Below are 21,170 nucleotides of genomic sequence, written 5' to 3' on the forward strand. Positions count from 1 at the left end.
TTCTTCTGCTCAGATGCTGGAGGCGCCCGCGGAATGTTTCAGCCCCGCAGTGCTGATTGTTGAACCTGATGCACCGGGCTCAACGACGATTTTCGCCGGTATGGCTCGCTGCATCGATTCGACGTGCGAAATGACACCCAAGCAGCGCCCGCCGGTGCGCAGTTCGTCGAGTACGGTGAGCACCGAATTGAGTGAGTCCGGGTCGAGGCTGCCGAACCCCTCGTCAATGAACAGGGTGTCCAGTCGCAGGCCGCCCGCGGTTTCGGCGACAGTGTCGGCCAGGCCGAGGGCCAAAGCCAGAGCGGCCATAAACGATTCTCCGCCGGATAGGGAACGAGGATCGCGCGCGGTTTCGGAAAAGGCGTCATGGATGACGAGGCTGAGGCCGACTCTGCGTTCTTTTCGCCGCCCGCGCGGGTCGACTGCCAGCCTGTAGCGTCCGCTGGTCATGCTGCTGAGTCGTTCTGACGCGCTGCGGGTGACGGCTTCGAACAGCCCCAGGAGGGCGAACGAAGACAGCGGGAGCTTGGAGTGATGCGCTGTTCCGCGAACAAGCTCCGAAAGCTGAATCTCTGTTGCCAGCCTTTCAAGGGCGCGGTGTTGATGTTCGGACTCGGCGGCGAAGTCGCCGATGAGGCTCTGCAGTGAATTCAGGCGGTCGGCTACAACCGCTGTGCGCTCGTGCAGAGTGCGCGCCTGCTGGGCGCAGATGTGTGCGGCTGTCGTTGCGTCTGTCGCGCGGCGTTGATATTCCTCTGCCGTCAGCAGGTCGTGGGCTTCGGCAAACCAAGAGCTTTCCCGGTTCTCCCGCAGTTTGGCCACCCTGTAGTCATTTGCCTTCAGAACACGCTCGAGATCGTCGGTGTCTGCCGAGGCGGCTTGCTCAGCAGTCTCCGCGCTGGCGAATTCAGAAGCGCTGAGCTCAGCGGCGACACGTGCGGTTCGTTCAGCGTGTTCACGTTCGGCTCGCCTTTGGCTGTCTTCAGCCGCGCGCAAGTCGCTGATGAGCGCAATGCGGTCACTGAGAGCGGCAGCCGCAGCAGCTGCATCGTCAGCGGTCAGCGGAAGTTCGATGCCGGCTGCTTGAATATCGGGTGCGAAGACTGAATCTTGAGTCTGCGTCACCGCAGCCATCTGAGATTCGGCTGCCGCAAAGCGTTCCCTGGCACTGTCGGTCTGCTTCTGAGCGGTGGCGAGCTGTTCCTGTGCGGCCGCCAGGCGGTCACGCGTGTGTTCGGCAGTGCGCAGCACCTTCTGCTGCGCTTCGCGCGCTTCTCTCAGCGCTGCCTCTGCATGATTCACAGCGGCTCGTGCTTCTTCGGCGCCTGTGAACCTGGTGTTCTTGACAGATTCTTCGGCAGCGGCCAGCTGTGCCTGCACCGCTGCAGCATTGGTTCGAGCGTCTGCTGCCGCGGTTCGAGCGCGCTCTGCTTCCCGCTCAGCGTCTTCTTCGGCTTCCCGCGTGGCCTCCTCAGCCGCCGTCGGCGCCGGGGCTGGGTGTTCTACCGCACCGCACACCGGGCACGCATGGCCGGTTCGCAGACCCTGGGCCAGTTCGGACGCTATCGTTGCAAGGCGCAGGTCGCGCACTTTTCGATAGTGTTCAGCGGCATCGCGTTCGGTATGTTCGCGGTCGCGCACAATCGCCTGTGCGCCCCGCTCCAGTTTCTGCAGTTCGGAGCGCCGATCGTAAGCCTCCAGAGCTCTGTCAGCCAAAGCTGCGGTTTCCTGGTGCTCAGCTTCGAGTTTTTCGATGTCGGGCGCCTCCGCAACAGCATTCTGTGCCGCTATGTCGGCTTCCACAGCCGTTGCGTGAACTGCCTGCGCTTTCTGCAGTTCTGCGTGCGCCGTCTCGAGGGCTTTGCGGCATCGGCGGCTTTCTGCTTCGAGGTCTTCTCGGCGACGCAGACTGGTCTGCAGGCTGTTGGCCGCAGCATAGGCGCTCCTTGCGATGGTGTCGCACTTGGCAAGATCTTCAACCGGCCCTAGGGCTGCCGTCAGGGTTTCCTGCGTGCGCTGATGCTGCCTGCGCGCGTTGGCAAGAGCCGCATGGGCTTTCCGCTGTTCGCTCAGGCTCGGCATGATGCGGTCGGCTTCTGCCTTCCTTCCGAGCTGGTGCCGAGCGGTTTCGACTGCCTCCCGCTTGCTTTCGTGCTCGACCTCCAGCCGCCGGTGCTCTTCGAGCTTTTCGGCTTTGTCGGCAGCGCGCAGCAGTTCCTCAGCGCGTTCGCGCTGCCGTTCTGCGCGGGCATCAGCTGCGCGACCGGCGATCTCAGCTGTCTCCAAGTGCTCAGTGACAGCTGTTCGCGCAGATGACAGAAACGCACCGACGTCTACAGGCCGGGGACGAGGGTCGTCTGGAACAGGCAGAGGATCAAGGCACAGTTCGGCCGCTGTCTTCATGAGGTCACGGCGGTGCTTCATGATGTCGTCGAGCTCACGGCCGGCCTCCTGCGAGCGTTTGCTGAACCATTCTTCGACAAAGCTGAACCGCTCCGTGCTGAAAAGCCTGCGCAGCAGCGGTTCGCGCTCAGCTGGATCAGCTCTGAGAAATGCCGTGAATTCTCCCTGGGGCAGAAGGACGATCTTGGTGAACTGTTCGACGGACAGGCCGATGATCGGTGCGAGGACTTCCCCTACCTGCTGGTTGCGAGAAGCAACCGGCCTCCATTGCTGAGCTCGGCTTTCAAACAGGTGCACCTGGGGCCTCTGCTTGGTTGTGCCTTCGCCGCGAAGTTTGGGACGGTCGTAGCCGGGGCTGCGTTCAATCTTCCAGCGGCGCCCGTCGGCTGTGAATTCGAGGACGACAGTCGTGGGGGTATTGGGGTCGGCGTATGTTGAACGCAGTTCGCCTGCATCATTGCGGGCACCGGGTACGCGCCCGAAAAGCGCAAAGGTGACAGCATCCAGGATTGTTGTTTTTCCTGACCCCGTCGGCCCCGCAATGAGGAACAGACTGTCACTGGCAACCGCGTCGAAGTCTACTGTCTGACGCTGGTTGAAGGCACCGAAGCCTTCCACGGAGAGTTTGTGAAACTTCATTGCGTCTGCTCCTGTGCCCACTGCATTGCGCTTGCGAATAGGGTTCTCTCAGCTTCTGAAGGGGAGCGGCCGACTGTTGTCCGACAGAACTGCGCGAACAGTTCGGCGTCGTCGATCGCATCGGCGCGGCGGCGGGGGTGAGACGAGGCCTGGACGAGGTTGGTCCACCGCACGCTGAGCAGCTGGGGGAATGCTCGGCGCAGTGAGTCCAATGCGCCGTGGGGGACCGTAGTGTCTGTCAGCTGCACCTCTATCCAGCGGTCTTGTTGGTCCGGCGCCTGTGCCAGCAGATCCGCGACTTTTCCGGTGAGCGAGGAGATCGGAAGGAGCTCGGGAATTGGGATGGGGTCAATGATGCCGCTGTGCGTGTCGTAGAGCCACATGATCTTGTCTGTGCCGGCCTCTGAAAAGGAGTAGGGGAGAGGCGAACCCGAATAGCGCAGGTTCGGTGTGATTGTCTGCGGGCGGTGCAGATGGCCGAGTGCGGCGTAGTCCGCCCACGTGAAGAGGTCGGCCTCTGCCCGGCCGACACCGCCGATCTCAATAGACCTTTCGGAGTCGCTGGGTTCGGCACCGGCTATGAACCCGTGGGCCATGACGATTGCCCTGTGCTTGGGACAGTGTGCGGCGCGGTGGGCGCGTATGCGCTCCATGGCGGCCCTGAGAACGGCGCTGTGGGTGCGCGCCGTGTCCAGTTGACCGCTGACGAGAGCCGGTTCGAGGTAGGGGATGCCGTAGACGGCCGTCCGGTCGTCGTCTGCGCCCAGCAGCACTGGGCGTTCGATGTCGGACAGCGACGTGCGAATGAAGAGTCCGGAGGATTCCATGAGTCTGCGGCCAAGCCCCAGCCGCTGGTGGGAATCGTGGTTGCCGCTGGTGAGAACGGCGACGGCGCCGGTGTTGAGAACGCGCGCCATGGTGGATTCGTAGGCTTCCAGAGCATCGAGCGGCGGGACGGCACGGTCGAATACATCGCCGGAGACGAGAAGCACATCAACCGAATGGCGTTCGATGGTCTCAATGAGGAAGTCGGCGTACTCAAGAAACTGCGCAACGGTGTTCAAGCCGTGGAACGTCCGCCCGATATGCCAGTCTGAAGTGTGAAGGATCCTCATGGGGACAAGCGTAGAGGCTGGCACGGACACTGCCCCGAGCCAGCCGCATGGCGGAGATCACTGCCGCATTCGGTACAGTGGTTCAGACACAAAATGGAGGCCGCCCCTTACGGGGCACAACCGGAATAGAGCTTGCCTGATGTTCAAGAAAGTCCTGGTAGCCAACCGCGGTGAAATCGCGGTGCGCGCGTTCCGCGCAGCCTACGAACTCGGCGCGTCCACCGTTGCCGTCTTCCCCTACGAAGACCGCAACTCTGAGCACCGCCTCAAGGCTGACGAAGCATACATGATCGGAGACGAAGGGCACCCGGTTCGGGCGTACCTCAACGTCGACGAAATCATTCGCGTGGCCAAGGAATCCGGAGCAGACGCTGTTTACCCCGGTTATGGGTTCCTGTCGGAAAACCCTGAACTCGCCCGCGCCTGCGACCGTGAGGGAATCACCTTCATCGGTCCGCGCGCCGATGTGCTGCAGATGGCCGGAAACAAGGTCGAGGCCATTGCCGCAGCGCGCAGCGCCGGAGTGCCCACCCTCGATGCCACACCGGCATCCACCGACCTGGACGAACTGCTCGCGGCGGCCGAAAACATGGAGTACCCGCTGTTCGTCAAAGCCGTTGCAGGCGGCGGCGGTCGCGGTATGCGCCGAGTTGACAACCGCACCGAGCTCGTCGAAGCCGCGAAGATCGCCATGCGCGAAGGTGAGGGCGCTTTCGGCAACCCCACCGTCTACATCGAGCAGGCTGTTCAGCGCCCCCGCCACATCGAAGTTCAGGTGCTGGCCGACAACGACTCCAACGCCGTTCACCTCTTCGAGCGCGACTGCTCGATCCAGCGTCGCCACCAGAAAGTCGTCGAAATCGCTCCGGCGCCGAACCTCGATCCTGAAATCGCAGGCGCCATGCACGAAGCGGCTCTGCAGTTCGCGCGTTCGATCGGCTACCAGAACGCCGGAACCGTTGAGTTCCTGCTTGAAACCGCCGGCCCGCGCGCGGGCAAGTTCGCCTTCATCGAAATGAACCCGCGCATCCAGGTTGAACACACGATCACAGAAGAGATCACCGACGTCGACCTCGTGCAGGCGCAGATGCGCATTGCCGCCGGGGCAAGCCTGGAAGAGCTGGGCCTCACACAGGACAAGATCAGCTACAAGGGGGCGGCCGTTCAGTGCCGCATCACCACGGAAGACCCCGCGAACTCCTTCCGCCCCGATACCGGAACCATCACCGCCTACCGTTCTGCCGGCGGCGCAGGCGTGCGCTTGGACGGCGGAACCGTCTACGCGGGCGCTGAGGTTTCGGCTCACTTCGACTCCATGCTCGTCAAGTGCACCGCACGCGGTGCCACCTATGACGTTGCGGTCAACCGGCAGCGCCGCGCGCTTGCTGAGTTCCGCATCCGCGGTGTCGCATCGAACATCGGGTTCCTGCGCGCGGTGCTCGACGATCCGGCATTTATCCGCGGGGATCTGTCGACCAACTTCATTGAAGAGCGCCCGCACCTGCTGGAAGCCCGCGTCGGCGCCGACCGCGGCTCTAAGGTTCTCGAATACCTCGCCGACATCACAGTCAACCAGCCCTACGGGCCTTCACCGGTTGACCTCAAGCCCTCCGAAAAGCTTCCGCAGCTCGAACTTGCAGCCGAAGCACCGAAGTCTTCGCGCAACAGCCTCCTGGAACTCGGCCCCGAGGGCTGGGCAAAAGCTCTGCGCGACGCTGAAGAACTCAAGGTGACTGACACCTCGTTCCGCGATGCTCACCAGTCGCTTCTGGCGACCCGCGTGCGCACTCGCGACCTTGAAGCCGTCGCACCGTACATCGGCCAGATGCTTCCCGAACTCCTCTCGGTCGAAGCGTGGGGCGGAGCCACGTACGACGTCGCGCTGCGCTTCCTTGCGGAGGACCCGTGGGAGCGTCTGGAGAAGCTGCGCTCTGCCATGCCGAACGTCAACCTGCAGATGCTCCTGCGCGGCCGCAACACCGTCGGCTACACCCCGTACCCGACTGAGGTCACTGACGCCTTCGTCGACGAAGCCGCCCGCTCGGGTATCGACGTGTTCCGCATCTTCGACGCGCTCAACGACGTCGAGCAGATGCGCCCGGCAATCGAATCAGTGCGCGGAACCGGCAAGGCAGTTGCCGAAGTCGCCCTGTGCTACACCTCAGACCTTCTCAACCCGAAGGAAGAGGTCTACACCCTCGACTACTACCTGCGTCTTGCAGAGCAGATCGTCGAGGCCGGTGCACACGTCCTGGCCATTAAAGACATGGCGGGTCTGCTCCGCCCGGCAGCCGCTGCGAAGCTCGTCACCGCTCTGCGAAGCGAGTTTGACCTTCCGCTGCACCTGCACACCCACGACACCGCCGGAGGCCAGCTGGCCACCCTGCTGGCAGCATCCGAAGCAGGCGTGGACGCTGTAGACGCAGCTTCGGCATCGATGGCGGGAACCACGAGCCAGCCGCCCATGTCAGCTCTCGTCGCCGCGTTGGAACACACCGAGCGTGATACCGGCCTCAACCTGGCCAACGTGCAGGACCTCGAACCGTACTGGGAGGCTGTGCGCAACGTCTACAAGCCTTTCGAATCCGGCCTGCCCGGCCCCACAGGCCGCGTCTACCGCCACGAAATCCCCGGCGGTCAGCTCTCGAACCTCCGTCAGCAGGCCGTTGCACTCGGCCTGGGCGAGCGCTTCGAAGAAGTCGAGCTCATGTACGAAGCCGCGGACAGGATTCTCGGCCACCTGGTGAAAGTCACCCCGTCCTCGAAGGTGGTCGGCGACCTCGCACTCCACCTCGTGGCAGTCAACGCAGACCCCAAAGAGTTTGCGGAGAACCCCCAGAACTTCGACATTCCGGATTCCGTCATCGGCTTCCTCAGCGGTGACCTCGGCGACCCGCCGGCCGGTTGGCCCGAGCCGTTCCGCACCAAGGCGCTCGAAGGCCGTAAGCACACTAAGCCCGCTGAGAAACTCGAACCGCACGAAGCCAAACTTCTGCGCGAACCCGGCAAGACCCGCCAGGACACGCTCAACCGTCTGCTGTTCCCCCAGCCGACGAAGGAGTACGGCCGCATGATCGACCAGTACGGCGACCTATCGGTGCTGGAGACCAACGAATTCCTGTACGGCGTGCGCGAAGGCCGCGAGCACTCCGTCGTCATCGAGAAGGGCAAGGCCCTGCTCGTCGGCATCCAGGCGATCTCCTCGCCCGATGAACGAGGTATGCGCAATGTCATGGCGACGCTCAACGGCCAGCTGCGCCCGCTGTCGGTGCGCGACCGCTCCGTTGACGTCGACATCGCCGTAGCCGAACGAGCAGATGAGTCCAATCCGGGTCACGTTGCAAGCCCGTTCGCCGGTGTCGTCACCCTCCAGGTATCCGAAGGCGACAAGGTCAAGGCAGGCCAGACGGTCGCCACGATCGAAGCGATGAAGATGGAAGCCTCCATCACGGCAACCATCGACGGCACGGTTTCGCGTGTGGCCATCGAGCCGGTCGCGCAGCTGGAAGGCGGCGACCTCGTGGTGGTCATCAATGGCTGAACGAGCCATCCGGCTCTTCGGGGATCCCGTTCTGCGCACTGAGTGCCGGCCCGTCACCGAATTCGGGCCGGCCACTCGGGCGCTGGCGCAGGACCTCATCGACACTTCGCTGCCCGACGGCCGCGCCGCCGTGGCAGCGCCCCAAATCGGTGTTGCCCTGCGCGCTTTCGGCTATGATCTCGACGGGCGCACCGGGGCGATCTTCAATCCCGAAGTCATCGAAACAGGCGGCCAGAAGCGCGACATCGATGAAGGCTGTCTGTCGATCCCCGGACTGCAGTTTCCCACCCCGCGCTGGGAATATGCGGCAGTGAAGGGTTTCGACGCGGCCGGAAATCCGGTCGAGCTGCACGGTGATGGGGTGTTCGCTCAAATGCTCCAGCACGAAACAGACCACCTGAACGGCGTTGTGTACGTTCAGACACTGCCCGGGCCAAGGCGGAAAGAGGCGATGAAGCAGATTCGCAGCTCCGCCTGGTTCGGCAGGTGAAAACGGCGGCGGCCTCTAAGGGGTCGCCGCCTTTCGTCTTCGAAAGGAGAACAATGGAAATCACAAAAGCCGGTGTCATCGGCTCCGGCCTTATGGGTTCGGGCATTGCCGAAGTGCTCGCGCGTTCGGGTCTGGACGTTGTCGTCCGGGACATCAGCGACGAAGCTGTCGCAGCAGGCCGCGGCCGCATCGAGAAGTCCTTCGCCAAGGGTGTTGAACGGGGCAAACTCAGCCAGGAGGATGCCGACGCTGCTCTTGGCCGTCTGACGTTCACGACTGATCTGCAGGCTATGGCTGATCGCCAGCTGGTGATCGAAGCGGCAAGTGAAAACGAAGACATCAAGAAATCGATCTTTGCCGAGCTTGACGACATTGTGACGGACAAGAACGCGATCCTTGCGTCCAACACCTCGTCAATGCCGATCATCCGGTTTGCCCAGGTCACTTCGCGTCCCGAACGGGTTCTCGGCCTGCACTTCTTCAACCCCGCACCGGTGCAGCCGCTTGTCGAAATCATCAGCTCCGTGCTCACTGACCCAGAAGTTGCCAACACGGTTGAAGCCTTCGCGGTCGACGTCCTGGACAAGAAGCCGATCCGCTCGGATGACCGCCCGGGCTTCATTGTCAACGCTCTGCTCATCCCGTACCTCTTCGCCGCCATCCGTATGTACGAAGCGGGCCACGCGACGAAGGAAGACATCGACAACGGCATGATGAACGGTGCCGCTCACCCCATGGGTCCGCTCACGCTGGCTGACCTCATCGGGCTCGATACCTGCCTGTTCGTCGGCCAGTCGATCTACGAAGAAACCGGGGCTGCCGCCGACAAGCCGCCGGTCCTTCTGTCGCGCATGGTCGACGGGGGACTGCTCGGTCGGAAGTCCGGCCGCGGTTTCTATGACTACCGCTGACCCAAGAACAGAAAGAACGAGGCGGAGCTCACCTTGGTGGGCCCCGCCTCGTCTGTTGTTGGGGTGGGGGAGAGATCAGCCGAGTTCAGCCGCCGCCAGACGCACGCAGGCAACCAGGCCTTCTGCCGCTGCCGTGACCTCTTCGAGGCTAGGCATGGTCGGAGCAATCCGAATGTAGGCGTCGTTGGGATCGAGCCCGTGGGGGTGAGTCGACCCGGCTGGGGTCAAGGCTACGCCGGCTTCGGCAGCGTATTTCACGACCTTTGAAGCAGTGCCGTTGGGAACACGCAGGGTGATGAAATAGCCGCCGTTTGGCGTGGTCCAAGAGGCGATGTCGGAGCTGAGTCCGTCTTCGAGCGCGGTGAGAACTGCGTCGAATTTCGGACGGATGATCGCAGCGTGGCGGCGCATGTGCTCCCGCACACCATCAGCGTCGCGGAAGAAGCGCAGGTGACGCAGCTGGTTGATTTTGTCCGGCCCGATCATCGCGGCACCCATGTGCGTGCGGTACCACTCGATCACAGCGGGGGAGCCGGCAAAGAACGCCACACCGGCGCCGGCGAAGGTCATCTTCGATGTCGAGGCGTAGATCCAGGGACGGTCTGGGTGGCCGGCTTCGGCGCACAGGGACAGGATGTTGACCATGGGCGCCTGGTTGTCATCTGACAGGTGGTGCAGGCCGTAGGCGTTGTCCCACAGAAGGGTGAAGTCCTCAGCTGCGGCAGTCACTTCGGCAAGCTCACGGGCCCGCGCTTGGCTGATCGAAGTGCCGGTGGGGTTTGAGTACATGGGTACGAGCCACATTGCGCGGACATCTGGGTCAGCCACATAGCGGCGGACATCGTCCATGACTGGGCCTTCGTCATCCGTGCGGATGGCGATGAGCTCATAGCCGAGAGCTTCGGCCAGCTGGAAGTGACGGTCATAGCCGGGAACGGGGCAGAGGATCTTGGCGTTCGTCCACGGACCGCCTGCGGGGGTGCCGTAGCGCTTGGCGAAGTCGAGGGTCATGTATTCAAGCGTCAGAGACGACGACCCCTGTGCCAGGATCTGCTCGGTGGGAACCTTGTAGAGCTCACCGAAGATCTCACGCAGTTCTTTCAGACCATCTAGACCGCCGTAGTTGCGGGTGTCGATTCCCGAAGGCGAGGTGAAGTCGTCGCCCGTGACGTTCGTCAGCAGTTCAGCTGACAGGTCAAGCTGTTCGGGCGCGGGCTTGCCGCGGGTGATGTCGAGATTGAGCCCGCGAGCGGCGAACGCGCGGTAGTCAGCCTGTGCCTGCTCAAGGGAAACGTCCATCATGGCCTTTCTGGCTCTCAAAGAGAAACCCAGGAAAATACACTCTCGGTTCATTTTAGGATCTTGCCGGTGCAGTGCAGCCACCGGATAGGCTGGTGTCAAAGCGCAAGCACATAACCCACATGAGTCCACCACAGCAACGGAAGGCTGTCTATGCGCCGCTACACCCCGCAGTCCGTCAAACAGCAGATCTTCACCGGGCTCAAGGCCTTCGGACTTGCAGAAGAGCCCGCGCAGGTCTGCACGGAGATCATGTTCGCGACTGACCTGGCCGGAGTGGACTCACACGGCATTTCCATGCTTCCGCTGTACTGGCAGGAGATTTCCGATGGCACGCTGAATGAAAAGGCCGAACAGCGCCTGGTCCATCAGTTCGGTGCCGTTTCGGTATTCGATGCCGACCACGGTTTTGGCCACCCGGTGAGTGTGCGCGCCATGGATGCCGCGATTGAAGCAGCTGAAAAGTTCGGAGTGGGCATCGGCTCTGTGCGCAATGCGAACCATTTCGGTGCCGCAGGTCAGTACGTTCTGCGAGCTGCCCGCCGAGGCATGGTTGGTATAGCCACGTGCTCCACCCGCTCGGCCATGCAGAAGCCGACCGGCGCTAAGCATGCGCTTATGGGAACCAACCCGATTGCCTTTGCCCACCCCGTAAAAGACGAAGAGCCGATTTTCGTCGACATGGCCACAACCGTTGTGCCCGGAAACAAGGTCAAGGTCTACGCCTACGCTGATGAGCCGCTGGCCGGGGAATGGGCCACTGACGGCCATGGTGAGGTCGTGACTGATGGCATGCGGGTCTACAGCGCACTTCTGGACTCGGAGGCTTCAGACATCGGTCTGCTCCCGGTCGGCGGCAACAGCGCCGGTGGGCACAAAGGCTACGCGCTTGCCACGATGGTGCAGCTGCTCTCAGCTGCTCTGTCTGGTTCCGACCAGCCGGGCGATGTCGCAGGACGACAGTCGATTGGCTATTTCTTCTTGGCAATCGATCCGCGAGCCTTTGGCGACGGCGCAGACGCCGAGGAGTATGCCCGTGTGCTGCGCAATACTCTGCGCGGTATGGAGCCGATCGATCCTGACGAGCCCGTGCAGGTTGCCGGTGATCCCGAACACCGTTCGGTCGAAGCGAGGTCTGTCAACGGGATTCCCATTTCTGACGGCATGGTGCAGGCGATCAGAGACGCAGTCGAGGCAGCCGGGGCAGAATTCATTCTGACCGAAGTCTGATGGCCGGTCCGAAAATCCGTCGCGATATTAAAGATCGCGGCACTCTGTTCGGCGCTTCGGCCGATGAGTACGAACGGATTCGTCCGGGCTACCCGCAGGCGGCGGTTTGCGCTGTCGCTGACCGCGCGATGTCCGCTGCCGCCGTTGAGGCCGGGGGAGAGGTACTCGCTCCGGACAAACTGCGGGTGCTCGATGTGGGCTCGGGGACGGGCAAATACGGCAGGGCACTTGCTGAGCTTGGTCTCGACGTCCATGCAGTCGATCCCGATCCGGCACTGCTTGAGATCAACCAGCTGCCGTCGACGGTGGGCCGGGCAGAGGAGCTTCCGTTTGCTGACGCATCGTTTGATTTAGTCGTGTCGGCCCAAGCCTGGCACTGGTTCGATGCCGAGGCGGCCTCAGCTGAGTTCGCGCGGGTCCTCAAACCCGGGGGAGTGGCAGCCGTGGTTCTCAACCAGCTGGATGTGCGCCACGACTGGGTTATGCGCCTATCGAGGATTATGCACGCCGGTGACGTCTACCGCCCGCGTTGGCGTCCTCAACTTGGTACAGACTTCGGTCCCATTCAGGCCCGGATTGACGAATTCAGCGTGCCCATGACGATTGACGACACGGTGGCCCTGACGGCAACGCGCACGTACTGGCTGCGGTCGAATGACACGGTCCGCGCACGTGTTGAGGACAATCTGCGAGGCTACTTGACTGAAGAACATCTGGTGAGTGAGCCGTTCGATCTTCCCTACATGTGTCTGACGTACATGGCGCAGAAGCAGTGACTGTGTTTATTGCCGGGGTCGACCTCGCTTCACAGGCTGCCCAGACCGGGCTTACGCTTCTGAATGCCCGGGCTGGCCGGCTGACCGGGGGACAGACTCAGGCGAAGAACTGGTCGTAGGCGAGTTTGCCCGCCATGATGACGACAACACAGAGAATCACGACCCGGACGAATCCTGCGCCGCGGCCGAGCACCATGCGCGCACCAATGCGTGCGCCGATGATGTTCGTAACGGCCAGGCCCAGGCCCAACAACCACAAGACGTCACCGCGCAGGCCAAACACGATGAGCGCGCCGATATTAGTTGCGACGTTGAGAATCTTTGCCCAAGCTGCACTTGTCATAAAATCCCCGCGCATGAGGGCTGTGAGCGACATGATGAAGAAAAGCCCCGTGCCGGGGCCGAATGCGCCGTCGTAGATGCCGATCGCAAGAATGACAGCGGCGCCTGCGGTCCAGGACCGTTTCGACATAATGCGCGGCTCACTGTCGCGGCCGAAGGATGGGCGCAGCAGAACAAAGAAGCCAACGGCAACTAAGACCACGATGATGATCGGCCGCATAATGTGCTGGTCGACGCTGGCTGCAATGAGGGCGCCGATCGCAGCGCCGATGAGTGCCAAAGGCGCCCAGCGCAGCGCGCCAAGAGCGTTTGGAATGCGGCGAGCCAGCGTAATGGCGGCACTTGTGGTTCCGAAGACTGCGGCGAACTTGTTGGTCCCGAGCGCCTGGGCGTTTGTCAGTCCCGGCGCCATGATCATGATGAGCGGCAGGAGAATGAGTCCGCCGCCGCCGACAACAGCATCGATCCATCCTGCCGCAAGAGAGCCCGCGAGCAGAACGGCGATGACTGTCGTCGACATTGGGGAAGCGGCCTCTCAATCTCTACTTAACATAATGTATATTATCGGCTCTTAGTGGGAAGTCTTCAGGAAGCCCGCGCGACGAAGTTCGCCATCACGGCTCTTCTCTGCGGTGCGCCACGTTGTGCTGTGTGCAAAGCGTTAGCTGTGCGCAGCGCAGCTGAAAAGCAGAAAGCGGCGCACTGTCTGCGCCGCTTTCTGAATGCCTGGTGTCAGAGCACCTGCCACTTGACCTGAGCTACTCCATCGCCGCCGATCTGATTCATTGCGGCAGTTGAAAGGTCGAGGCATCGGTTTCCGTGGTACGGACCGCGGTCGTTGATGCGGACCGTAACCGATTTGCCGTTTTTCGTGTTGGTGACCTTCACGCGGCTGTTGAACGGAAGCGTCTTATGTGCAGCTGTGAGGGCGTTCTTGTTGAAGCGCTCACCATTAGCCGTCTTGCTACCGTGGAAGCCGTCACCGCCGCCGTAGGTCGAGGCCGGGCATGAGCCCGACTGACCGGATGCCTTTGAGTTCTTCGGTTTGCCGCTGTCGGAAGCGGCTGCGCCCTTGTCGCCCGAGGAGCCGCTGCTGCTGCCCTTCTTCGAGGTGCCGCCGGAGCTTCCGGAGCTTCCCGAGCTGCTCTTGCTGCGGCTGTCCTCAGAGTTTCCGACGCTGTTTGAGCTGGGCGTTTCGACGGGCTTTTCTTCCTTGACGGTGAGGGAAGAAGAAATGTCCTTCTGCTTTTTCTTGCCTTCCTTGGCTGCCTTGTCGGCCTCCGAGGTGTCCGGGCTGTCGGCGGCAGGTGCAGCCTTCTGAGCGAACTCGGTTTGTTCGTCTTCAGCGCTGGGAGTTACAGCGAAGCCTGCTGCGACGATGCTTGCAGCTGCCGCAGTCGGCACGGCGATCGCTGCCAGCACCGGACGCCGTCCTGCCGACGCAAGAATTCCGGCGGCCGACTTCGATTCGCCGCTGTAGCGCCCACGGTTGGGCGAGCGGCGAAAGACGTCGAAAATATTTCCGGAGGCCTTGGTGCCTTCAGCGCGGTGTTTGCTCACTGTTCTTCCAATCGCAGATGAAAGTTTCGGAACGATAAAGCCATGTTATACCACTTCGTAACAGAAAGATAACGAGCGCCGGTGTGTTGGAGGTGTGTCTTTGCGCACGCAGGTGCGAAGCGCCGCTTATGCCGTGTCTGTGTCGGACAGGCGTCGCGCTGCTGACTTTGCGCGGATGCGCGCTTCGCTGATTCCTCGTTTGATGGTGTCAGTCGAGGCGCCGCTCGCCTTTCCGAACCGGTCGACCGTCGCATCAATGCCGTCGCTGATCCTGTCGATCAGTCCCCCGTCGGCGGCTGCCGTGCCGGCGGCGGTTTTTGCCGTGCGCGTCGCTGCTGAGCCGGCGTCCCTGAACTTCTCCCCCGCCGCTTTGGCCCGGTGTGCGAACGTCGTGACCGACTGCGCTGTCCGCTCAGCGCGTGAACGTGCCTTCAGATAGGTCATGTGGGCACGTTTGAAGCTGGACTGTTCTTCTTTTGTCCACACGCCGTCGGGTTCGATCGGTTCGCGGTGCGTGCGCGGAGCGTCGTTCATATTGGCCATTGTCCCACCGGAGCCTTAATAGGCCGTGTACGTCGGGAATACACCGCGGCGGTAGACTTGTTGTCTGCCCGAAAGATCCTGCCCACCGAGTGAGAGGTTCAGTCACATGAGCGAACGCAGCCTGCGGGGCACCCAGCTTGGCTCCCGGTCCTTGGAATCGGAAGTCGGCGTTGAGCCGGCACCCCGTCAGCTTGTCGAATTCGTTTGCGAAGACGGACACCGCTTCAAAGTTCCCTTCTCGACGGACGCAGACGTTCCAGACACTTGGGATTCCGGCACTCACGGCATCGGCATGCGGGTCGGCGTTTCCGAAGTCGAAGAAGACGACGCCAAACCTGCTCGCACCCACTGGGACATGCTCATGGAACGCCGCTCGATGGAAGAACTCCAGGTGATCTTGGATGAGCGCCTTGCCATCCGCCGCGGCGAAAAGGCCCCCGAGGTCTGATCCGCCCGCACAGCCTCTGAGGGCCCAAAGCAGATGCTCTGCTTTGGGCCCTTTTGTTGGTCCTCTCCCCTGCCAAGACACACAACCTCATTCTGGCGAGGTGCCAGCTGACTGCCGCTCAGTCTGCCCTGTCAGTCGACCGCCCGGGAGATCCTTTCGTCGAAGACCGGCTGCAGCGTTCTGAAATAGGTATTCGATACGTGGTTCTTGTCGCGGTAGATAAGCACATTGCCGGCTACAGCCGGGCACGTGTCTTTGCTGCAGAACCGGTCGGTGAAATCGACAACGCGCACACCGCCAATACTGTGTGCGGCCGTCACCGAAGGATCGTCCAGCAGCGCCTTTCCTCTTGGTTTGCTGCACAGCGAAGGGTTGTTGAAGTATTCAGAGACGCAGTACGTGGGCGGGTCTGCCTTATTGTCGGCGAGGATGGGCGTGTCGCGTACGACAACGACCTGCGCTCCGGTCTTCTTCAGCGCACGGAGTGATTCTTCAAAGCCCTTGACCGCATCGGAACGGTATGTGCTCAGTGAGAAGTTCTGCGTGATGATGACGTCCGGCTTGTCTTCAGCAAGGCCTTTGAGCGTCTGTTCGTTGGGCTCTATGCACTGTTCTTCGGCCTTGTCCAAAGTCCTCGGCACAAGCGACATCGGGCAGGAGGCCTTTGTGTAGGTGATGATCTTCCACCCCTTGTCTTCAGCCAGAGAGCGCAGCGGCTCCAACAGCATCTGGGCGTGGGAATCGCCTACGAGAGCAACTGTCTTCTTGCCGTTCTCATCGCCTTCAACGCAGCGGGGCGTGTAGTCGGCCTCAACCTCTGAGAAGCATGAGCCGTCAGTTGACTTGTCGTCGATCGCATCGGTCGGCAGCGGAGTGATTGCCCTCCCTCCCGGCAGAGCTCGCGGAACGTCTCCGGCAAGCTCACTATCGGCTACAGCACTGGCGTCGGCACTGACGGGATCTCCGGCATCCCTGTAGCCGGGAGCATCGACTTCCAGGGCTTGGTCCCAGCTGCGTGCTCCCAGTTCCGGGCCGTCAGCAGCAAGCAGCGCGTCGGCTTCCTTGCGAAGATTCTCGTTTACGACGTCGGCAGCTTCAGCGGGGATGAAGGCGAGGCCGAGGGAAATGATCGTGGCAGCTGCGCCAAGCCGAAACGCATACTTTGGGGTTCGTTTGGGCAGGCTCCAGTGGCGAGCGGGTTCTTCGACAAACCGCCACGACAGATGAGCCAGTGCCAGTGACAGCAGTGTCAGCAAAGCCGCTTGCCACCAGCGCGGATTCTTTCCTGTCAGTTGGACAAACACAATGAAGACCGGCCAGTGCCACAGATACAGCGAGTAGGAGACCTTACCGACCCACTGCACGGGTGTCCATTCGACCAGGTGGTTCAGCGACAGAGCCCCGGCTGTGCGTCCCGCAGCGATCACTGCAGCTGCGCCGAGGACCGGCAGCGCAGCCGTGGCTGCGGGAAACGGAGTCTTCTCCGTGTAGTAGATGATCGCCCACAGCATTGCGCCCAGGCCGACAAGCGCAAGAAGCGAATCAAGCGAGATCCCGGCTGGCCCGCTTTTGGCACAGCGGGCACGGAGACGCTCGATATGCGGCATGGCAGCGGCAAGCAGACCGCCGACGCCAAGTTCCCACACGCGGGTGAAAGTTGAGAAGTACGCGGCTGGATCGCCGGAGCGTACCGAGTATTCGGCCCACACAAATGATGCGATGACGATGATTGCAAAGAACACAGCTGACGCAGAGCGGGCTGTTGTGCCGATCCGTCCGTGCAGGGCGATTGCGAGGATCACGAGCAGCGGCCATACCAGGTAGAACTGCTCTTCTACGCCCAGCGACCAAAAGTGCTGCAGTGCGGTCGGCTTGTTGTCTGCTGCCAGGTAGTCGACGGAATCGAATGCCAGAACCCAGTTCTCAACGCTGAGCAGGCTGGCCATCGACTGCTTGGAGACCTCTTGCCAGGCCGCAGTGGGGAACCACAGAAAGGTTGCCGCAATGACTGCCAGCACTGTGACGACCGAGGCCGGCATAATGCGGCGAATGCGACCGGCCCAGAACTCCCCCAGATCAACTCGGCCTTGTTCTTCAGCATCACGCAGGAGCTTGGAGGTGATGAGAAAACCCGAGATGACGAAGAAGATGTCAACCCCGACGAAACCGCCGGGAGCGGCACGGGGATAGAAATGCCATACGAGGACACCGAGAACTGCTATTGCCCGCAGTGCCTGCACTTCGGGCAGAAAAGCGCGGGGGCGGTGCGACGAGGCGGCACGAGACATGCCGCAATGCCACCACTGCTGAGTGAACTGATGGCAACGCGCGGATTAAAGTCGCCTGTGAGCCGACTGGTGCGATGCCTGAGGTCACCGGCTGTTCAAGCGCGTGAACACCGCCGCCTTTCTCGATCAGCGGCCCACAAGGCGGCGAACCTGAGCCGCACGGCGCTGCAGTCCCCAGCGGGCCACATTGACAAAGGCCTCGCCGATGATGCCTCCGGACATTTTCGACGTGCCGAGCTCTCTTTCGACGAAGACAATGGGGACTTCGACAATATTCGCACCAGCGCGGCGCGCTCGGACGGTCATATCGATCTGGAAGCCGTAGCCGTGGGACTGCACGCCGGCAAGATCAATTCGCTGGAGAAGTTCACGCGAGTAAGCTCGGAAGCCCGCAGTCGCGTCGGCTACGTGCAGGCCAATGGCGATATTGGCGTACAGGTTGGCCCCGCGTGAAAGCACATTCCGGTTCAGCGGCCAGTTGACGACCTCTCCCCCGCGCACCCAGCGCGAGCCGATCGCAAGATCAGCTCCGCCTCGTACGGCGCCCAGAAGCTGCGGAAGGTCGCGTCCTCGGTGGGAACCGTCAGCGTCCATCTGGCAGATGACGTCGTAGTCCTGTTTCAGCGCCCACGTGAAGCCGGCGACATAGGCCGGCCCCAGCCCGGCCTTTTCGGTCCGGCGCATAACGTGAACGCGATCGTCTCCAAGAGCTTCGGCCCAGTCGGCAGTTCCGTCTGGGGAGCCGTCGTCAATGACGAGCACTTCGACTTCGGGGGAATGTTCGAAGATCGCCGCAAGCGTGTTCGGCAGCGACTGGCGCTCGTTGTACGTGGGGATTGCAATGAGTGTGCGCATCAGGAATCCAGTTCTACAAGTTCTCCCGCGCTCCACAGGGACACGAGTTCGGGCAGTGGGGTTCCGGGGGTCAGATCCGGCAGTCCGGGAGTCCCCGAACGAGGGTCGGTGCTCCACGCGGCGACACGTTCGTCGGCGGCTTGTACGACGAGATGGTCGACCCTCCAGCGGGCGATGTCAGCCCGGCTTCCCGGCGCGATCACTCCCCCGCCGAAATTGCCGACCGCGCGTTCGGCGAAACGCGTCAGGCAATTGAACGCCGCGCGTCCGCTGACAGTCGAACCCGGGGCGAAAATCGCCTGTCGCATGGCCTCCCAGGGTTCGGATGACGACGCGAAGCTCACCTGCGCTCCTTCGCGCAGCAGGGATCCGACCGGCTGGGCGAAAGCGCGCGGGTCGACTGTCAGCGCAAGGGGCGACTGTCCGAGCGGGCCGGCGAGGTCTTCGGGGATCTGCACATTGGCGAATACGCGCCATCCGCTGCGGGCGGCGTGGCGTTTGAAGTCGGCGTCCTGCAGCGCCTCGGTGTAGGCGCTCAGCGCCTCAAGGTCATCCAGCACGATGAACACGGGCGCTTCAGGGCGCTGCTCGGGCAGACCGACGTGTGCTTGCCGTTGACCCGTGCCGTTGAGGCTGTAGCCGATAACGCGCAGCGGGCCCGCCTCCTGGGCAAAGTCTGCAATCTGCTTGTCCGTGCCGATGGCGTGAACTGCTGCAATGCCGGCGGCCAGGAAATCGTGCGGGGCTGACTCTTCGCTTCGCAGGTCGACCGCCGTGATCATGGCCGGTGCTGCGAAGTCATCGCAAAGGTCAATGAGCTCCGAGCCGAAGGTCTGTGCGGCTTCGTCACCGCCCACCCAGTCGACGACGTCGCCGCTGACAGACACGGCCGTCGCGAAAGGATCAGCGCTGCTGTAGACATCACCGTTGTAAAGTACGAAATTCACCACACTGCGATTCTCCCAGACGGACGCCGGGCGCGTGATGGGGCCTCGGGTAGGCTGAGCCGCGTGAGCAGACTCGTCGTTCTCGATACCCCGGCCCTGTACTACCGGTCTTTCTACGCTCTTCCGTCCAGCATCACAGCTTCAGACGGCACTCCGGTTGGAGCTCTGCGCGGGCTGCTGGACACGATTGCGGGCCTTGCTGAAGATCTCGCCACCACTAGGATTGTCGCGGCCATGGACGGCGACTGGCGGCCGTCTTTCCGCACAGCCATACTGCCGGAGTACAAAGCCCAGCGCGTGCAGGACGAAGAGACGGGCTCAGAAACCCCCGATGACCTCAAACCGCAGATACCGCTTATTCGCGAAGCGCTCAGGTTGGCTGGGATACCTGTCCTTGAGATACCCGACACGGAAGCTGACGACATCATCGGGTCTTTTGCCGCCCAAATGGGGCCGGATGACGAGCTCGTCGTGGTTTCGCCTGACCGCGATCTCATTTCGGTTCTGCGCGCCGACCGCAGAATTCAGCTTCACAGGCCACGCCCCAAGGGGCAGTGGGCGCCGCTGACCTATGCGGATGTTCCCGCGGAGTACGGGGTCAAAGGCGGCGAACCCTACCGTCAGATGGCGGCCCTGCGCGGCGACCCCTCCGACGGGCTTGCCGGTGTGCCCGGCATAGGCGAGAAGACTGCCGCAAAGCTCCTCACCGGATACGGCGGGCTGGACGAGCTGTTCCGCGCGGCGTACAGCGGAGCGAAAGACCACGGTCTGAGCCCGAAGCGCGCCGCAGCACTCATCGAACATGAAGACGCTGTGCGCCGGGCAGAAGAAGTCATGACGGTTCTTCAAGACATTGATGTGCTCCCAGCCGCGCGGGATGCAGCCGGGGTGCCCCAGCGGATGAACAGCGAAGCACTCATCGCATTCGGTGCACGGTGGGGTGCTGAGCGGGCGACGGCCCGGCTTGTGCGGGCCCTGGGTGACGAGGCACCGCCGGCACCGGACGAGCCCTCCCCCGCCGCTGGGCGACAGTCACGCAGAGACCAGCTTCCCGAGTTCGCGGGGCCGTCGTGGACGACAGCCGAACTGTGGGGCTTCGACCTTGAAACCACCGGACTGGACCCGCAGACAGTGCACGTTGTTACGGCGGCGTGCGTGCGGCTTGGGCGGGTTGACGGCTGTATCCAGCCGCTCGAGATTCGCACGTGGCTGGCAGACCCGGGGATCGAGATTCCGGAGGCCGCCAGCAGCGTTCACGGGATAACCAGCGACTATGCGCACAAGCACGGTGCGGACCGAACCGCGGTCGTGACCGAGGTGATTGCGTGTCTGGACAGCATTCGCCGCCGTGGCGGCTGCGTTGTGGGGCACAACATCGTCTACGACCTCACGGTGCTCGAAGCCGAACGGCGCCGTCTGGGACTGTCGACGGCCGTGGCAGATGTTCTTCCGCCGATCTTCGACACCCTGGTGCTCGACAGAGAGATCGACCGATTCCGCAGGGGCAAGCGGACGCTTTCCGATCTGTGCGCCGCGTGGGATGTCGAACTGGACAACCACCACGATGCTCTCGCCGACGCTGCGGCCGCCGGCTGCATACTGTGGGCGATGGCAGACAAGCACGAGGCTATTGCGAAGGGCTCGGGGGCGCAGCTGCACGCGGCGCAGATCGAATGGAAGCGCGCACAGGCCGCTGATCTCGAAGAGTTTCTGCGCTCCAAAGGCCGCCGCGCTACGATAAACCCCGATTGGCCGCTGGAAATCTTAAGCTGAGAGGAACGAT

Annotated in this window: 16 protein-coding genes; 7 read left to right on the forward strand and 9 right to left on the reverse strand. The window is 62.5% G+C overall.

The window, feature by feature from the left end:
* Window positions 1-9: 9 nt before the first annotated feature.
* A complete protein-coding gene (locus tag GC119_RS01505; protein ID WP_151952270.1) occupies window positions 10-3,042 on the reverse strand; it encodes an AAA family ATPase in 3,033 nt (1,010 codons plus the stop codon).
* A complete protein-coding gene (locus GC119_RS01510) occupies window positions 3,039-4,157 on the reverse strand; it encodes an exonuclease SbcCD subunit D (RefSeq protein ID WP_151952271.1) in 1,119 nt (372 codons plus the stop codon). The genes GC119_RS01505 and GC119_RS01510 overlap by 4 nt, the downstream gene beginning before the upstream one ends.
* A 139-nt stretch (window positions 4,158-4,296) precedes the next feature.
* Here GC119_RS01510 and GC119_RS01515 point away from each other — a divergent pair, with 139 nt between their 5' ends.
* Genes GC119_RS01515 through GC119_RS01525 form a run of 3 tightly spaced genes read left to right on the forward strand, consistent with a single transcriptional unit; the run spans window position 4,297 to window position 9,099 of the window.
* Window positions 4,297-7,698, forward strand: a complete 3,402-nt coding sequence (locus GC119_RS01515; RefSeq protein ID WP_070572794.1) for a pyruvate carboxylase — start codon at window positions 4,297-4,299, stop codon at window positions 7,696-7,698.
* The gene (locus GC119_RS01520; RefSeq protein WP_070572793.1) at window positions 7,691-8,188 is read left to right on the forward strand and encodes a peptide deformylase; all 498 of its coding nucleotides are present in this window, start codon (window positions 7,691-7,693) and stop codon (window positions 8,186-8,188) included. The genes GC119_RS01515 and GC119_RS01520 overlap by 8 nt, the downstream gene beginning before the upstream one ends.
* 53 nt (window positions 8,189-8,241) lie before the next feature.
* A complete protein-coding gene (locus tag GC119_RS01525; protein ID WP_070572791.1) occupies window positions 8,242-9,099 on the forward strand; it encodes a 3-hydroxybutyryl-CoA dehydrogenase in 858 nt (285 codons plus the stop codon).
* 75 nt (window positions 9,100-9,174) lie between these two features.
* Here GC119_RS01525 and GC119_RS01530 read toward each other — a convergent pair whose 3' ends face one another.
* Window positions 9,175-10,398, reverse strand: coding sequence for an aminotransferase class I/II-fold pyridoxal phosphate-dependent enzyme (locus GC119_RS01530; protein WP_226829168.1), 1,224 nt, complete (start codon window positions 10,396-10,398; stop codon window positions 9,175-9,177).
* A gap of 153 nt (window positions 10,399-10,551) precedes the next feature.
* Between GC119_RS01530 and GC119_RS01535 the strand changes: the two genes are divergently transcribed.
* Both GC119_RS01535 and GC119_RS01540 read left to right on the forward strand, forming a co-directional pair.
* On the forward strand, window positions 10,552-11,628 hold the full coding sequence (locus tag GC119_RS01535; protein WP_070777279.1) for an Ldh family oxidoreductase: 1,077 nt from the start codon (window positions 10,552-10,554) through the stop codon (window positions 11,626-11,628).
* Window positions 11,628-12,404 (forward strand): class I SAM-dependent methyltransferase, encoded by a 777-nt coding sequence (locus GC119_RS01540; RefSeq protein WP_151952272.1) that lies wholly within the window; start codon window positions 11,628-11,630, stop codon window positions 12,402-12,404. The genes GC119_RS01535 and GC119_RS01540 overlap by 1 nt, the downstream gene beginning before the upstream one ends.
* A gap of 97 nt (window positions 12,405-12,501) precedes the next feature.
* Here GC119_RS01540 and GC119_RS01545 read toward each other — a convergent pair whose 3' ends face one another.
* The 3 genes from GC119_RS01545 to GC119_RS01555 all read right to left on the reverse strand — a co-directional run bounded on the left by GC119_RS01545 (window position 12,502) and on the right by GC119_RS01555 (window position 14,840).
* Window positions 12,502-13,266: a TSUP family transporter gene (locus GC119_RS01545; RefSeq protein WP_151952273.1), complete on the reverse strand. Its 765-nt coding sequence runs from the start codon at window positions 13,264-13,266 to the stop codon at window positions 12,502-12,504.
* A gap of 212 nt (window positions 13,267-13,478) precedes the next feature.
* Entirely contained in the window at window positions 13,479-14,306 is an 828-nt protein-coding gene (locus GC119_RS01550) for a septal ring lytic transglycosylase RlpA family protein (protein ID WP_070572782.1), read from the reverse strand.
* Between the two features lie 126 nt (window positions 14,307-14,432).
* Complete coding sequence (locus GC119_RS01555; RefSeq protein WP_070777281.1) at window positions 14,433-14,840, reverse strand: hypothetical protein; 408 nt, start codon at window positions 14,838-14,840, stop codon at window positions 14,433-14,435.
* Window positions 14,841-14,955: 115 nt separating this feature from the next.
* On the opposite strand from GC119_RS01555, the gene GC119_RS01560 reads away from it, so the two are divergent.
* Window positions 14,956-15,297, forward strand: coding sequence for an RNA polymerase-binding protein RbpA (locus GC119_RS01560; RefSeq protein WP_070572779.1), 342 nt, complete (start codon window positions 14,956-14,958; stop codon window positions 15,295-15,297).
* A 131-nt stretch (window positions 15,298-15,428) separates the two neighbouring features.
* Here the strand turns inward: GC119_RS01560 and GC119_RS01565 are convergent, their stop codons facing one another.
* From GC119_RS01565 to GC119_RS01575, 3 genes are all read right to left on the reverse strand, one after another.
* Complete coding sequence (locus tag GC119_RS01565) at window positions 15,429-17,585, reverse strand: acyltransferase family protein (protein WP_151952274.1); 2,157 nt, start codon at window positions 17,583-17,585, stop codon at window positions 15,429-15,431.
* Window positions 17,586-17,711: 126 nt separating this feature from the next.
* Window positions 17,712-18,440 carry a polyprenol monophosphomannose synthase gene (locus tag GC119_RS01570; protein ID WP_151952275.1) on the reverse strand — a complete coding sequence of 243 codons (729 nt, stop codon included), beginning with the start codon at window positions 18,438-18,440 and terminating at the stop codon, window positions 17,712-17,714.
* The gene (locus tag GC119_RS01575) at window positions 18,440-19,387 is read right to left on the reverse strand and encodes a metal-dependent hydrolase (RefSeq protein WP_151952276.1); all 948 of its coding nucleotides are present in this window, start codon (window positions 19,385-19,387) and stop codon (window positions 18,440-18,442) included. The genes GC119_RS01570 and GC119_RS01575 overlap by 1 nt, the downstream gene beginning before the upstream one ends.
* A gap of 63 nt (window positions 19,388-19,450) precedes the next feature.
* Here GC119_RS01575 and GC119_RS01580 point away from each other — a divergent pair, with 63 nt between their 5' ends.
* Window positions 19,451-21,160: a 5'-3' exonuclease H3TH domain-containing protein gene (locus GC119_RS01580; protein WP_151952277.1), complete on the forward strand. Its 1,710-nt coding sequence runs from the start codon at window positions 19,451-19,453 to the stop codon at window positions 21,158-21,160.
* The last annotated feature ends 10 nt before the right edge of the window (window positions 21,161-21,170 follow it).

Source organism: Brevibacterium sp. Marseille-P9724, assembly GCF_902500275.1.
GTDB lineage: Bacteria > Actinomycetota > Actinomycetes > Actinomycetales > Brevibacteriaceae > Brevibacterium.